Annotated in this window: 14 protein-coding genes; all 14 read left to right on the forward strand. The window is 41.4% G+C overall.

All coding sequences use genetic code 11. The features are described from left to right. Positions 1-20: 20 nt before the first annotated feature. The 14 genes from ACN076_RS05585 (at position 21) to lepA (ending at position 14,257) form a co-directional block, all read left to right on the forward strand. Positions 21-818, forward strand: a complete 798-nt coding sequence (locus ACN076_RS05585) for a formate/nitrite transporter family protein (RefSeq protein WP_261043455.1) — start codon at positions 21-23, stop codon at positions 816-818. A gap of 147 nt (positions 819-965) precedes the next feature. Beyond that, complete coding sequence (locus ACN076_RS05590; RefSeq protein ID WP_420789572.1) at positions 966-2,246, forward strand: O-acetylhomoserine aminocarboxypropyltransferase/cysteine synthase family protein; 1,281 nt, start codon at positions 966-968, stop codon at positions 2,244-2,246. Positions 2,247-2,341: 95 nt separating this feature from the next. Next, positions 2,342-3,616 (forward strand): DUF2130 domain-containing protein, encoded by a 1,275-nt coding sequence (locus ACN076_RS05595; protein WP_420789573.1) that lies wholly within the window; start codon positions 2,342-2,344, stop codon positions 3,614-3,616. A gap of 56 nt (positions 3,617-3,672) precedes the next feature. Next, entirely contained in the window at positions 3,673-4,533 is an 861-nt protein-coding gene (locus ACN076_RS05600) for a hypothetical protein (RefSeq protein WP_285300805.1), read from the forward strand. A gap of 28 nt (positions 4,534-4,561) precedes the next feature. Next, positions 4,562-5,440 carry a tRNA pseudouridine(55) synthase TruB gene (gene truB, locus ACN076_RS05605; RefSeq protein ID WP_285300804.1) on the forward strand — a complete coding sequence of 293 codons (879 nt, stop codon included), beginning with the start codon at positions 4,562-4,564 and terminating at the stop codon, positions 5,438-5,440. Positions 5,441-5,550: 110 nt separating this feature from the next. After that, entirely contained in the window at positions 5,551-6,189 is a 639-nt protein-coding gene (gene udk, locus ACN076_RS05610; RefSeq protein WP_001181377.1) for a uridine kinase, read from the forward strand. Between the two features lie 127 nt (positions 6,190-6,316). Next, complete coding sequence (gene xseA, locus ACN076_RS05615) at positions 6,317-7,657, forward strand: exodeoxyribonuclease VII large subunit (RefSeq protein WP_420789574.1); 1,341 nt, start codon at positions 6,317-6,319, stop codon at positions 7,655-7,657. Then, entirely contained in the window at positions 7,635-7,847 is a 213-nt protein-coding gene (locus ACN076_RS05620; RefSeq protein ID WP_000043226.1) for an exodeoxyribonuclease VII small subunit, read from the forward strand. The genes xseA and ACN076_RS05620 overlap by 23 nt, the downstream gene beginning before the upstream one ends. Continuing rightward, on the forward strand, positions 7,844-8,719 hold the full coding sequence (locus ACN076_RS05625; protein ID WP_420789575.1) for a polyprenyl synthetase family protein: 876 nt from the start codon (positions 7,844-7,846) through the stop codon (positions 8,717-8,719). Before ACN076_RS05620 ends, ACN076_RS05625 begins: the two co-directional genes overlap by 4 nt. Continuing rightward, positions 8,712-9,527: a TlyA family RNA methyltransferase gene (locus ACN076_RS05630; protein ID WP_261074774.1), complete on the forward strand. Its 816-nt coding sequence runs from the start codon at positions 8,712-8,714 to the stop codon at positions 9,525-9,527. Before ACN076_RS05625 ends, ACN076_RS05630 begins: the two co-directional genes overlap by 8 nt. Then, a complete protein-coding gene (locus ACN076_RS05635; protein ID WP_261074773.1) occupies positions 9,520-9,951 on the forward strand; it encodes an arginine repressor in 432 nt (143 codons plus the stop codon). Before ACN076_RS05630 ends, ACN076_RS05635 begins: the two co-directional genes overlap by 8 nt. A gap of 6 nt (positions 9,952-9,957) precedes the next feature. Next, positions 9,958-11,625, forward strand: coding sequence for a DNA repair protein RecN (gene recN, locus ACN076_RS05640; protein ID WP_420789576.1), 1,668 nt, complete (start codon positions 9,958-9,960; stop codon positions 11,623-11,625). Position 11,626: 1 nt separating this feature from the next. Further along, positions 11,627-12,355 (forward strand): metallophosphoesterase family protein, encoded by a 729-nt coding sequence (locus ACN076_RS05645; protein ID WP_420789577.1) that lies wholly within the window; start codon positions 11,627-11,629, stop codon positions 12,353-12,355. A gap of 78 nt (positions 12,356-12,433) precedes the next feature. Beyond that, positions 12,434-14,257: a translation elongation factor 4 gene (lepA, locus tag ACN076_RS05650; protein WP_084926386.1), complete on the forward strand. Its 1,824-nt coding sequence runs from the start codon at positions 12,434-12,436 to the stop codon at positions 14,255-14,257. Positions 14,258-14,378 lie beyond the last annotated feature (121 nt).

Below are 14,378 nucleotides of genomic sequence, written 5' to 3' on the forward strand. Positions count from 1 at the left end.
AAAAGTTTTAGGAGTTTATTATGGTTTCTTCAGAATTTATCTCAAAGATTGAATTTGCTTGCAAGAAGAAGGAAAGTCTTTATACTCAAAGCAAATTTAAGTATGCGATTCGTTCTATGTTCGCAGGTGCATTTTTAACCTTCAGTACAGCTGCTGGTGCAGTTGGGGCTGACTTGATTAATAAAATTGCACCAGGTAGTGGACGTTTCCTCTTCCCCTTTGTCTTTGCTTGGGGATTGGCCTACATTGTTTTCTTAAATGCCGAGTTGGTAACATCAAACATGATGTTCTTGACTGCTGGTAGTTTCTTGAAAAAAATCTCTTGGAGAAAAACAGCTGAGATTTTACTTTACTGTACCTTGTTTAACCTTATCGGAGCCTTGATAGCAGGTTGGGGCTTTGCCCACTCAGCAGCTTATGCACATCTGACTCACGATAGTTTCATTTCAGGGGTTGTTGAGATGAAGTTAGGCCGCTCAAATGAATTAATCTTGCTTGAGGCGATTTTGGCAAATATTTTCGTAAATATTGCGATTCTTTCATTTGTTTTGGTCAAAGATGGTGGTGCCAAACTTTGGCTTGTGTTGTCAGCAATTTACATGTTTGTATTTTTAACAAACGAGCACATTGCGGCGAACTTTGCTTCTTTCGCGATTGTAAAATTCAGTGTTGCTGCTGATTCAATTGCTAACTTCGGTGTTGGAAACATGCTTCGCCACTGGGGTGTAACTTTCATCGGAAACTTTATCGGAGGAGGCCTCTTGATGGGTCTTCCATATGCCTTCCTCAATAAAAATGAAGATACTTATGTAGATTAAGAAAATGAGCACGATTGAGTCGTGCTTTTTTCATTTTTAAAATAAGGTAATAGCTATTTCTTATATCAAAATATAGAAAACTGATATTTGTAAACTATACCTTAAGGTGCTACAATATCCTTAATGAAACTATATGGAGGTCGCCTTATGACTCGTGATTTTAAATTTGAAACCTTACGATTGCATGCTGGTCAAGTTGTGGATCCAGCTACCAAGTCTCGTGCAGTGCCGATTTATCAAACAACATCCTTTGTTTTTGATGACACGCAGGAAGGTGCCGATTTGTTTGCTTTGAGAAAACCAGGGAACATTTATACTCGTATCACCAACCCTACAACAGCTGCCTTTGAAGAAAGAATTGCTGCTCTTGAAGGTGGTGTCGGAGCTCTTGCAACCGCATCAGGTATGGCTGCAGTGACTTATACGATTTTGGCGCTTGCCCATGCAGGTGACCATGTAGTGGCAGCATCAACTATTTACGGTGGAACCTTCAATCTCTTGAAAGAAACCCTTCCTCGTTATGGTATCACAACAACCTTTGTTGATGTTGATAATTTGGAGGAAGTGGAAGCAGCTATTAATGACAATACCAAGCTTGTTCTGATTGAAACCTTGGGCAACCCCTTGATTAACATTCCTGACCTGGAAAAATTGGCTGAGATTGCGCATAGACACCAGATTCCACTAGTTTCGGATAATACCTTTGCTACACCTTATTTGATTAATGTCTTTTCTCACGGTGTAGATATTGCCATTCACTCTGCGACTAAGTTTATCGGTGGGCATGGTACGACTATTGGTGGAGTGATTGTCGATAGCGGTCGTTTTGACTGGGCGGCTTCAGGGAAATTCCCTCAATTTGTTGAGGAAGACCCAAGTTACCACAATTTGAGCTATACTCGTGATGTGGGTGCAGCAGCCTTTATTATCGCTGTTCGTGTCCAGTTGCTTCGTGATACAGGCGCAGCCTTGTCACCATTTAACGCATTCTTGTTACTTCAAGGACTGGAAACCCTTTCTCTTCGTGTCGAACGTCATGTGCAAAATGCAGAGAAAATTGTTGATTTCCTTGTCAACCATCCTAAGGTAGAAAAAGTTAACTATCCAAAATTGGCAGATAGTCCTTATCATGCTTTGGCTGAGAAATATTTACCAAAAGGTGTGGGTTCCATCTTTACCTTCCATGTTAAAGGTGGGGAGGCAGAAGCACGCAAGGTAATTGATCATTTAGAAATCTTCTCTGACCTTGCCAATGTGGCAGATGCTAAATCGCTTGTTGTCCATCCAGCAACAACCACCCATGGTCAATTGTCAGAAAAAGACCTTGAAGCTGCAGGTGTCACACCAAACCAAATTCGTTTGTCAATCGGACTTGAAAATGTAGATGATTTGATTGAAGACTTGCGCTTGGCCTTGGAAAAAATTTAAAGAAAGAGAAGTTAAACAGCGGGTTTCGACTCGCTGTTTTTGATTTTTCTGCAGGCATGATATAATGGTTACAGAAGTCTAGAAAGAGGAACGATATGAACGAAATCAAATGCCCCAACTGTGGGGAAGTTTTTACAGTAAATGAAAGTCAGTATGCTGAACTTTTGTCCCAAGTGAGAACAGCAGAGTTTGACAAGGAATTGCACGATCGGATGAAGCAGGAACTGGCCTTGGCTGAGCAAAAGGCCATGAATGAACAACAGTCTAAACTAGCTCAAAAAGACCAAGAAATTGCGCAATTGCAGAGTCAAATCCAAAACTTTGATACAGAGAAAGAACTGGCCAAGAAAGAGGTTGAACAGACAAGCAATCAGGCCTTATTGGCTAAGGACAAGGAGGTGCAGGCCTTGGAAAACCAATTGACCACCTTGCGTTTGGAACATGAAAATCAACTGCAAAAGACCCTTTCTGACCTAGAAAAAGAACGGGATCAGGTTAAAAACCAGCTTCTTTTACAAGAAAAAGAAAACGAGCTTTCTCTTGCTTCAGTTAAGCAAAACTACGAAGCTCAACTCAAGGCAGCTAGTGAACAAGTCGAATTTTATAAGAATTTCAAAGCCCAACAATCTACAAAAGCCATCGGGGAAAGTCTGGAACAGTATGCAGAGAGTGAGTTTAACAAGGTCCGTAGTTTTGCCTTTCCAAATGCCTACTTTGAGAAGGATAACAAGGTCTCTGCGCGTGGGTCTAAGGGGGACTTTATCTTCCGTGAATGTGATGAAAATGGAGTCGAAATCATTTCCATCATGTTTGAGATGAAAAATGAAGCAGATGGAACAGAGAAGAAGCATAAGAATGCAGATTTTTACAAGGAATTGGACAAGGACCGTCGGGAGAAGAACTGTGAGTATGCCGTTTTGGTGACCATGCTTGAGGCCGATAATGACTACTTTAACACAGGGATTGTTGACGTCAGCCACGAGTATGAAAAGATGTATGTGGTCCGTCCTCAGTTCTTTATTCAGTTGATTGGGCTTTTGCGTAATGCGGCGCTTAATTCTCTAAAATATAAGCAGGAGTTGGCCTTGGTTCGCGAACAAAATATTGACATCACTCATTTTGAGGAAGACTTGGATGCCTTTAAGCTAGCCTTTGCCAAGAACTATAATTCAGCTTCGACTAACTTTGGCAAAGCTATCGATGAAATTGACAAGGCCATAAAACGGATGGAAGAGGTTAAGAAATTCCTGACAACTTCTGAAAACCAACTCCGTCTAGCTAACAACAAATTAGAAGATGTTTCTGTTAAAAAATTGACCCGTAAAAATCCAACTATGAAAGCAAAGTTTGAAGCATTGAAGGTGGAGTAGTTTCATTTGTAATGTATGGTGGCACTAGTTCAACAATATGAATGGGGAATTATATAATGAATAATAAAAGTTTAATACCTATGCCTGATCTCAATTTGAATGACATAGTTCATCTATCAAAAGAAAATGAAAAGTTAATTGTTAATTTTCTAAGTACATCAGATGAGTTACATACAATCAATCAATTTTATCATGTCTATATCTTTAATTTTTGTCAAATATTTTATCACTTTGAGTTGGGTACTAACGATAACATAAGGAAACAAAATGGTTTGAATGGTGATGAATTCATTATTATTAATTCTTTACTTATAAATTTAATGAGTTCATCTAAGACTTTAGTTGATTTGTTAATCAACTTTGATAAAAAGTATTCACAAAAGTTAGAAAAAATGATAAACAAAATATATGATTCAGAGCTTTCGTATATATTAATTATGACTTTAAGAAATTTCGCATTGCATGGGCACATTCCTCTATATTTCAATCAAAATAGGTATAGCTTTAATTTAGATTATATACTAAAAGAAGGTGAAAAGTTTAATTTCAGTAAGTCATCAAAGGAAGCTTTCACAAAAATTCGTGATGAAATTAGGCATATGTATGGAGATATAGCAAATATTGCTTTTACAACAACTCTTATGGATTTTCACCTTAATTTACTAAAGATTTATTATCAATTTTATATCGAAAATCAATCTTTATTAGAAAGTTTCTTTAAATCTGTAGAGTTAAAATTACAAAAAGAGAAAAGAAAAATAAAAAATGGACAATTAATTATAGAGATTGATGGGGAACTTCACAGTATTATAATGTGCAGTAAAACAAAATTGTTTAAGAAACTAATGCAGGAAGCAAAAATTCACTTTTATGATTTTAAGAAACAAAAGCTAAAAAGTCGTAGGGAAAAAAATTAGAAGGTATCAGGAAATCAGAAAGCAAGATATGAACGGTATTATCAACTTAAAAAAAGAAGCGGGGATGACCTCGCATGATGCGGTTTTTAAACTGCGTAAGATTTTGGGAACTAAGAAGATTGGTCATGGTGGGACCTTGGATCCGGATGTGGTGGGTGTTTTGCCCATTGCGGTTGGCAAGGCGACACGCATGGTTGAGTTTATGCAGGACGAGGGCAAGGTCTATGAGGGGGAAATCACTCTAGGTTATTCAACAACGACTGAGGATGCCAGTGGTGAAGTTGTCGCAGAGACCCCTGTTTTGTCGCCCTTGGATGAAAATCTTGTCGATGAAGCGATAGCCAATCTGACTGGGCCTATTACTCAGATTCCACCTATGTATTCAGCTGTTAAGGTTAATGGTCGTAAGCTTTATGAGTATGCGCGTGCTGGCCAAGAAGTGGAGCGTCCAGAGCGTCAGGTGATCATTTATCAATTTGATAGAACAAGTCCGATTTCTTATGAGGGTCATCTTGCACGCTTTACTTTTCGTGTAAGATGCAGTAAAGGAACTTATATCCGTACCTTATCGGTTGACTTGGGAGAAAAATTGGGCTATGCGGCTCATATGTCTCATCTGACTCGAACTAGTGCAGCTGGTTTACAGCTAGAAGACGCTCTTACCTTGGAGGAAATTGCTGAAAAAGTGGAGGCTAGTCAATTGGACTTTCTCCATCCTCTAGAGATTGGGACAGGGGACCTTGTCAAAGTTTTCCTAACTCAAGAAGAGGCTACAGAAGTGCGCTTTGGTCGTTTTATCGAACTCGAACAAACAGAACAAGAATTAGCTGCCTTTGAAGATGATAAATTGCTAGCCATTCTAGAAAAACGAGGCAATCTCTACAAGCCAAGGAAGGTTTTTAGATAATCTAACTGGGGTTTGGGATTGGAATTGTTCTCTTAGACTATCCAAATCAGACTATAAATTTTGCAAAAAATGTGATAGAATAGACGACGGATAAAAAAACGGAGGATAGCATGCAAAATAGACCAATCATTATCGGAGTGACAGGTGGTTCTGGTGGTGGTAAGACCAGTGTTTCAAGAGCCATTTTATCGCACTTTCCTGATGAAAAGATTTCCATGATTGAGCATGATTCATACTACAAGGATCAGTCTCACTTGACCTTTGAAGAGCGTGTCAAAACCAATTACGACCATCCTTTTGCCTTTGATACAGACTTGATGATCGAGCAGATTAAGGAATTGTTGGCAGGGCGTCCGGTGGACATCCCGACTTATGACTATACAGAGCATACACGAAGCAGCAAGACCTATCGTCAGGAGCCTCAAGATGTCTTTATCGTTGAGGGGATTTTGGTCTTGGAGGACAAGCGCCTACGCGATTTGATGGATATCAAGATTTTTGTGGATACGGATGATGATGTGCGCATTATTCGTCGTATCAAGCGCGATATGGAAGAGCGTGGCCGTAGCCTTGATAGCGTTATTGACCAGTATTTAGGTGTGGTTAAACCAATGTACCACCAGTTTATCGAGCCAACCAAACGTTATGCTGATATCGTCATTCCTGAGGGAGTCAGCAATACAGTTGCTATCGACCTGTTGACGACCAAGATAGAAAAGATTTTGGAAGAAGCTCGAAATAGCAAATAATCAGATGTGGAGGCCTTGCCTCCTTTTTCTATTTTTCTCTCATCATGGTACATAAATGGAGATTTTTAGGCATATTTTTGGTATAATAATACCCATGAAAGAGCAAGAAAATGAGTAGTAGGTGGAGATGGAAAAGTATTTATCGGTAACAACTTTGACCAAGTATCTGAAAATGAAATTCGATAAAGACCCTTATTTGGAACGGGTCTATTTAACTGGTCAAGTTTCCAACTTTCGTAAACGACCTACTCACCAATATTTCTCCCTAAAAGATGACCATGCAGTTATTCAAGCGACTATCTGGTCTGGGATTTATCAGAAATTAGGCTTCGACCTGGAAGAAGGGATGAAGATCAATGTGATTGGGCGTGTGCAAGTCTATGAACCAAGTGGTAGCTACTCCATCATCATTGAAAAGGCAGAGCCTGATGGGGTTGGGGCGCTTGCGATTCAGTTTGAACAACTCAAGAAAAAATTGACAGAAGAAGGCCTGTTTCAAGAACGCTTCAAGCAAGCTCTGCCCCAATTTTCTAAGAGAATTGGTGTAGTGACCAGTCGCAGTGGAGCCGTTATTCGAGATATTATCACGACCGTCAGCAGGCGATTTTCAGGTGTTGATATCCTTCTCTATCCGACCAAGGTTCAAGGAGATGGAGCAGCAGAGGAAATAGCACGGAATATTGCGCGTGCTAATCAACGGGACGATTTGGACTTGCTCATTATTGGTCGTGGTGGAGGTTCCATAGAGGATCTCTGGGCCTTTAACGAAGAAATTGTGGTACGAGCCATTTTTGAATCTCGTTTACCAGTTATTTCTAGTGTGGGACATGAGACGGATGTGACCTTGGCAGATTTTGTGGCAGATCGACGAGCTGCAACGCCAACAGCGGCTGCTGAACTAGCAACACCTGTGACCAAGTTGGATTTATTAGCTCATTTGCAAAATCAAGAAAAACGGATGGCAACAGCAGTCCGAAATGTCCTATCGAAGAAACAAGAAGCTTTGAAAAAATGCAGTCAGTCTGTTATCTTTAGACAGCCAGAGCGTTTGTATGATGGCTATTTGCAACGCTTGGATCAACTGCAGCTGCGCTTAAAACAAAGTTTGCGAACACGGATTTTTGATAGCAACCAACTAGTACAAGCAAGGACGCATCAACTGGTCCAATTATCACCTATTACCAAAATCCAACGCTATCAGGACCGGCTTGCTCAGTTGGACAAGCTCCTACGTAGCCAAATGGCGCTGATTTATGATGCCAAGGTTGCTGAAGTGAAGCGACTTTCGGAAGCCTTGTTAATGTTGGATACCAGTCGAATCGTGGCGCGTGGTTATGCGCTTGTCAAGAAAGAAGAGTCCGTTGTAGATTCGGTTGAGAGTTTGAAGAAAAAAGACCAAGTGACGCTTTTGATGCGAGATGGTCAAGTAGAATTAGAGGTTAAAGATGTCAAAACAAAAGAAATTTGAGGAAAATCTAGCAGAACTGGAGACAATTGTCCAAAGTTTGGAAAATGGTGAAATTGCTCTGGAAGATGCGATTGCGGCTTTTCAAAAGGGTATGGTCTTGTCAAAAGAGCTCCAAGCGACGCTGGACAAGGCTGAAAAGACCTTGGTCAAGGTTATGCAAGAAGACGGAACAGAAAGTGATTTTGAATGAAGAAGCAAGAAAAATTAGCTCTTGTCGAGTTGGCCTTGGAAGATTTTTATGGAGACCAGCAGTTTGCCTCTAGTTTGCGAGAGTCTGTTCTCTATTCTATTCATGCTGGTGGAAAGCGTATTCGTCCTTTTCTTCTGTTAGAAGTTCTGGAAGCCTTGCAGGTGGCTATTAAACCGGCTCACGCACAGGTTGCTGCGGCCTTGGAAATGATTCATACAGGGAGCTTGATTCACGATGATCTTCCAGCTATGGATAATGATGATTACCGTCGGGGACGATTGACCAATCATAAGAAATTTGGAGAAGCAATGGCAATTTTGGCAGGAGATGCTTTATTCCTAGATCCCTATGTCATGATAGCGCAGGCAGATTTACCAAGTCAAATCAAGGTGGACTTGATTGCTAACTTATCCTTTGCTTCAGGTAGTCTGGGAATGGTTGCAGGGCAAGTTTTAGATATGGAAGGCGAACACCAGCATTTGTCTTTGGAAGAACTCCAGACCATTCATGCTAATAAGACTGGAAAACTACTAGCCTATCCCTTCCAAGCAGCTGCTATTATAGCCGAATTGGCACCTGAGATGCAGGCAAAACTAAAAACTGTAGGTGAATTGCTTGGGCTTGCTTTTCAGGTCAGAGACGATGTGTTGGATGTGACCGCTAGTTTTGAGGAAATCGGCAAGACACCACAAAAGGATTTGCAGGCTGAAAAGTCAACCTATCCAGCCTTGTTAGGCTTGGAAGAGGCTATTGCCTTTTGTAATCAGACTTTGGATCAAGCTAATGCCAAATTAGAAGAAATTGCCCAGCAGATTCCCTTTGAAACAGAGTCGATTGTATGTGTAGTAGAAAGTTTGAGAATCAATGGCTAAGGAAAGAGTGGATGTACTAGCTTATAAACAGGGCTTGTTTGAAACGCGAGAACAGGCTAAGCGCGGTGTGATGGCTGGTCTAGTCGTAGCAGTCCTGAATGGAGAACGGTTTGACAAGCCAGGAGAGAAAATTCCAGATGACACCGAGCTGAAACTCAAGGGAGAGAAACTCAAGTATGTCAGTCGTGGTGGCTTGAAACTGGAGAAGGCCTTGCAGGTCTTTGATTTGTCAGTGGAAGGGACAACAACGATTGATATCGGCGCTTCTACTGGAGGCTTTACCGATGTTATGTTGCAGAATGGTGCTGAGTTAGTCTTTGCAGTTGATGTCGGTACCAATCAGTTGGCTTGGAAATTACGCCAAGACCCACGGGTTGTCAGCATGGAGCAGTTTAATTTCCGCTATGCTGAAAATTCTGATTTCGAGCAGGAGCCGAGCTTTGCCAGTATTGATGTAAGTTTCATTTCCCTCAGTCTGATTTTGCCGGCCTTGCACCGTGTCTTGGCAGATCAAGGTCAGGTTGTGGCTCTGGTTAAGCCCCAATTTGAGGCAGGCCGAGAGCAGATTGGAAAAAATGGAATCATTCGCGATGCTAAAGTCCATCAACATGTCCTTGAATCTGTCACAGCTATGGCAGTAGAGGAAGGCTTTTCAGTCCTTGGTTTGGACTTTTCTCCCATCCAAGGTGGGCATGGAAATATTGAGTTTTTAGCGTATTTGAAAAAAGAAGAGTCAGCAAGCAATCAGGTTCTTGCTGAAATTGAAGAAGTAGTAGAGAGGGCGCATAGTCAATTTAAAAATGAATAAAAAAGAGAGACTTGAAAAAATTAGACGATTTGTGACAGATTATCAAATCGGCACGCAAGAAGAAATTGTAGAATATTTGAAAGAAGCAGGAATCACTGCTACTCAGGCAACGGTATCACGGGATATCAAAGAGCTAGGCATTGTCAAAATTCCTTTGAGAGATAACACCTATGTCTATGAATTACCAAAATCAATCGTGAAAAGTTTGCAACTGGCTGAAGACAATATCGAATCGGCTCAATTGATGGACAAGATGATCAATCTCCAAGTGATTCCAGGAAACACAGCTTTTGTAAAAGCTCAGTTAATCGAGACTTTTGCGGATAAGATTTTTAGCTGTTTAGCTGATGATAGTTCGATTTTAGTCATTGCCAGAAGTGAAAGTCTAGCTGAGGAAATCTTTGAACAAGTAAAAAATTGGTAGGTCTATATGTTACTTGAAATTTCGATAAAAAACTTTGCCATTATTGAGGCTATTTCCCTCAATTTTGAAAAGGGAATGACTGTCCTGACTGGTGAAACGGGTGCAGGAAAGTCGATTATCATTGATGCCATGAATATGATGTTGGGGACTCGTGCGACGACAGATGTTATTCGTCATGGTGCGCCAAAGGCAGAGATTGAGGGGCTTTTCTCAGTTGAGAATAGTCGCCTTTTACAGGAAATTTTTGATGAGCAAGGTTTGGAATTGGGGGATGAAATTATCATCCGTCGGGAAATCTTGCAAAATGGTCGGAGTATTAGCCGCGTGAATGGTCAGATGGTCAATCTGTCTGTTTTGCGTGCTATTGGGCAACATCTGGTAGATATTCATGGTCAGCATGACCAAGAAGAGTTAATGCGCCCTCAACTTCATATTCAAATGTTGGATGAATTTGGTGATACAACCTTTTGGGACTTAAAAGAAACCTATCAAACGAGTTTTGATGCCTACCGTAAAATGCGTAAGCAGGTTCTGGAAGTCAAGAAAAACCAACAGGAACACAAGGCTCGTATTGAAATGTTGGAATTTCAAATGGCAGAGATTGAGGCAGCAAACTTGCAGCCTGGAGAAGATTTGGCTCTTAATCAAGAGCGTGATAAACTGCTCAACCATAAAAATATTGCGGATACACTGACCAATGCCTACAGCATGTTGGACAATGAAGATTTTTCAAGTCTGGCCAATGTTCGTTCGGCCATGAATGACATGGAAAGTGTCGAAGAGTATGACACCGAATACCGTGAAATTTCCAGCTCTCTGTCTGAGACCTACTATGTCTTAGAAGATATTAGCAAACGTTTGGAAGCTATTATTGAGGGCCTTGATTTTGATGGCAATCGTCTTATGCAGGTTGAGAATCGTTTGGACCTTCTTCATACCATTACTCGTAAGTATGGTGGGACTGTAGACGATGTCTTGATTTACTTTGCTAAGATTACGGATGAATACAATCTCTTGACAGGTAATAACCTTTCGTCTGAGGACATGGAAGCAGAGCTCAAGAAATTGGAAGTCAATCTTGTTGATTTGGCAGGTCAGCTTGCCTCTGCTCGTCATGACTTGGCTCAGCAGCTCGAAGCAGAGATTAAACAAGAACTGCAAGACCTTTATATGGAAAAAGCCCAGTTTCAGGTTCGTTTTAGCAAGGGTAAATTCAGTCGTGAGGGCAATGAAACGGTCGAGTTTTACATTTCAACCAACCCTGGCGAAGACTTTAAACCCTTGGTCAAGGTTGCATCTGGTGGGGAATTATCTCGTCTCATGTTAGCCATTAAGTCTGCCTTTTCACGTAAAGAAGGTAAGACTAGTATTGTATTTGATGAGGTTGATACGGGAGTTTCAGGTCGTGTAGCTCAGGCTATTGCGCAGAAGATTCATAAAATTGGTCAGCATGGGCAGGTTCTAGCTATTTCTCATTTACCACAAGTGATTGCGATTGCGGATTATCAATTCTTTATTGAGAAGATTAGTAATGACCATTCAACAGTTTCGACTGTTCGTCTCTTGACGGTTGAAGAGCGAGTGGAGGAAGTTGCCAAGATGTTGGCAGGTGATGATGTGACTCAAGCAGCCCTGACGCAAGCCAGAGAATTGTTGAGAAACAGGGAGAAATAAGATGACAGACTATTATGTAATTGGAGATGTTCACGGAAAAGCTGGGATGCTGGAAGACCTTCTCAAAACATGGGATGGTCAGACCCAGTTGCTCTTTCTAGGGGATTTGATTGACCGTGGTGAGGATAGTCGCCGTGTCCTTGAAATGGTTAAGGAATTGGTGGACAATCAAGGGGCTATCTGTTTGTCAGGAAACCACGAGTATATGTTTTTGACTTGGCTCGATGACCCAGAAGAAAGCTATGACCACTATCGTCGCAATGGCGGAGATACAACCATTAACTCTATCCTAGGTCGTCCCTTGGATGCACCAGTTGATGGAGTAGAAGATGCCAAGCGTGTCGCTACTGAAGCGGCAGATTTGGTCGAATTTATTCGTCAAATGCCATTTGTGGTAGAGACAGATAAGTATATCTTTGTTCACGCAGGTATTGATTTGACCTTAGACGACTGGCATGAAACCACAGATTATAAAAAAGTCTGGCTTAGAAAACCATTCCACGAAGCAGAAAATCATACTGGAAAAATCATTGTCTTCGGTCATACACCGGTCTATGGTTTGTTAAAGCAAGACCGAGGTACAGCTGAGCTTTGGATGACAGAAGATGGCAAGATTGGAATGGACGGAGGAGCTGTCTACGGTGGTGTCCTTCATGGAATTGTCTTTACAGACCAAGGAATGACAGAACACCACTTTATCGAAAATGACGGCTTTGTCGCTGAAGATTAGTACTCCTAGCAGGGTATGGTCTTGTCAAAATGTCAAAAACAATTTATAATAAATAGATACCCTGAAAGGAAGAGAATCATGAACTTAGAAGAATTGAAAAAACGACAGGAGAAGATTCGTAACTTCTCTATTATCGCCCATATTGACCACGGGAAATCAACTCTAGCAGACCGCATTTTGGAAAAAACTGAGACGGTTTCAAGTCGTGAAATGCAGGCCCAGCTTTTGGATAGTATGGATTTAGAGCGGGAACGTGGGATTACCATTAAACTTAATGCCATCGAGTTGAATTACACTGCCAAAGATGGGGAAACTTATATTTTCCACTTGATTGACACGCCGGGGCACGTTGACTTTACCTATGAAGTTTCACGTTCGCTAGCTGCCTGTGAGGGAGCGATTTTGGTGGTCGATGCTGCCCAAGGGATTGAGGCCCAAACCCTTGCCAACGTTTATCTGGCCTTGGACAATGATTTGGAAATCATGCCAGTCATTAACAAAATTGACCTACCGGCTGCAGATCCTGAGCGCGTGCGTACGGAGATTGAAGATGTGATTGGTTTGGATGCCAGTGAAGCAGTCTTAGCATCTGCCAAGGCTGGTATCGGTATCGAAGAAATTCTTGAGCAAATCGTAGAAAAAGTGCCAGCGCCAACAGGTGATGTGACGTCACCACTGAAGGCCTTGATTTTTGACTCTGTTTACGATGCTTACCGTGGAGTTATCCTCCAAGTGCGTGTTATGGATGGAGTGGTCAAACCTGGTGATAAGATTCAGCTTATGAGCAATGGTAAGACCTTTGATGTGACAGAAGTTGGTATTTTCACGCCGAAAGCAGTTGGTCGTGATTTCCTTGCGACTGGTGACGTTGGTTACATTGCGGCTTCTATCAAGACGGTTCAGGATACTCGTGTGGGTGATACGGTTACCTTGGCAACCAATCCTGCGGCAGAGCCATTACATGGTTACAAGCAGATGAATCCTATGGTCTTTGCGGGTCTCTATCCAATCGAATCAAACAAGTACAATGACCTTCGTGAAGCCCTTGAAAAATTGCAACTGAATGATGCCAGTCTGCAGTTTGAACCAGAAACATCGCAGGCGCTTGGATTTGGTTTCCGTTGTGGATTCCTTGGGCTTCTCCATATGGATGTTATCCAAGAGCGTTTAGAACGTGAGTTCAACATTGACCTCATCATGACAGCTCCATCTGTTATCTATAAGGTCAACTTGACCGACGGCGAGTCTATGGATGTGTCTAACCCATCTGAGTTCCCAGACCCAACTAAGATTGCGACCATTGAAGAGCCTTATGTTAAAGCGCAGATCATGGTACCACAGGAGTTCGTCGGAGCAGTAATGGAGCTAGCTCAGCGCAAGCGTGGTGACTTTGTGACTATGGACTATATTGATGATAACCGTGTCAATGTTATCTATCAAATTCCACTTGCTGAAATCGTCTTCGACTTCTTTGATAAACTCAAGTCTTCAACACGTGGTTATGCAAGTTTTGACTACGAATTGTCAGAGTATCGCCCATCTAAGCTGGTCAAAATGGATATCCTTCTCAATGGAGACAAGGTGGATGCCCTCAGCTTTATCGTTCACAAGGACTTTGCTTACGAACGTGGGAAACTCATCGTTGATAAGCTCAAGAAAATTATCCCTCGTCAACAATTCGAGGTACCAATTCAAGCGGCTATTGGACACAAAATTGTCGCTCGTACTGATATCAAGGCCCTTCGTAAGAACGTACTTGCTAAATGTTATGGTGGTGACGTTTCTCGTAAGCGTAAACTGCTTGAAAAACAAAAAGCTGGTAAGAAACGCATGAAAGCTATCGGATCAGTAGAAGTTCCACAAGAAGCCTTCCTTAGCGTCTTGAGCATGGATGAAGAATAAGTTATCATAATTGTTTTTCTTGTTCACAGGAAACTTACATAAGAATCAATAGTAAAACAGGCTTAAATAGGCCTGTTTTTTTGCATTTATAATAGGATTAAATCGTTTAAAGTGTTTGTTT

Origin of the sequence: Streptococcus sp. K0074, assembly GCF_048843365.1 — a bacterium.
Lineage (GTDB): Bacteria > Bacillota > Bacilli > Lactobacillales > Streptococcaceae > Streptococcus > Streptococcus mitis_BM.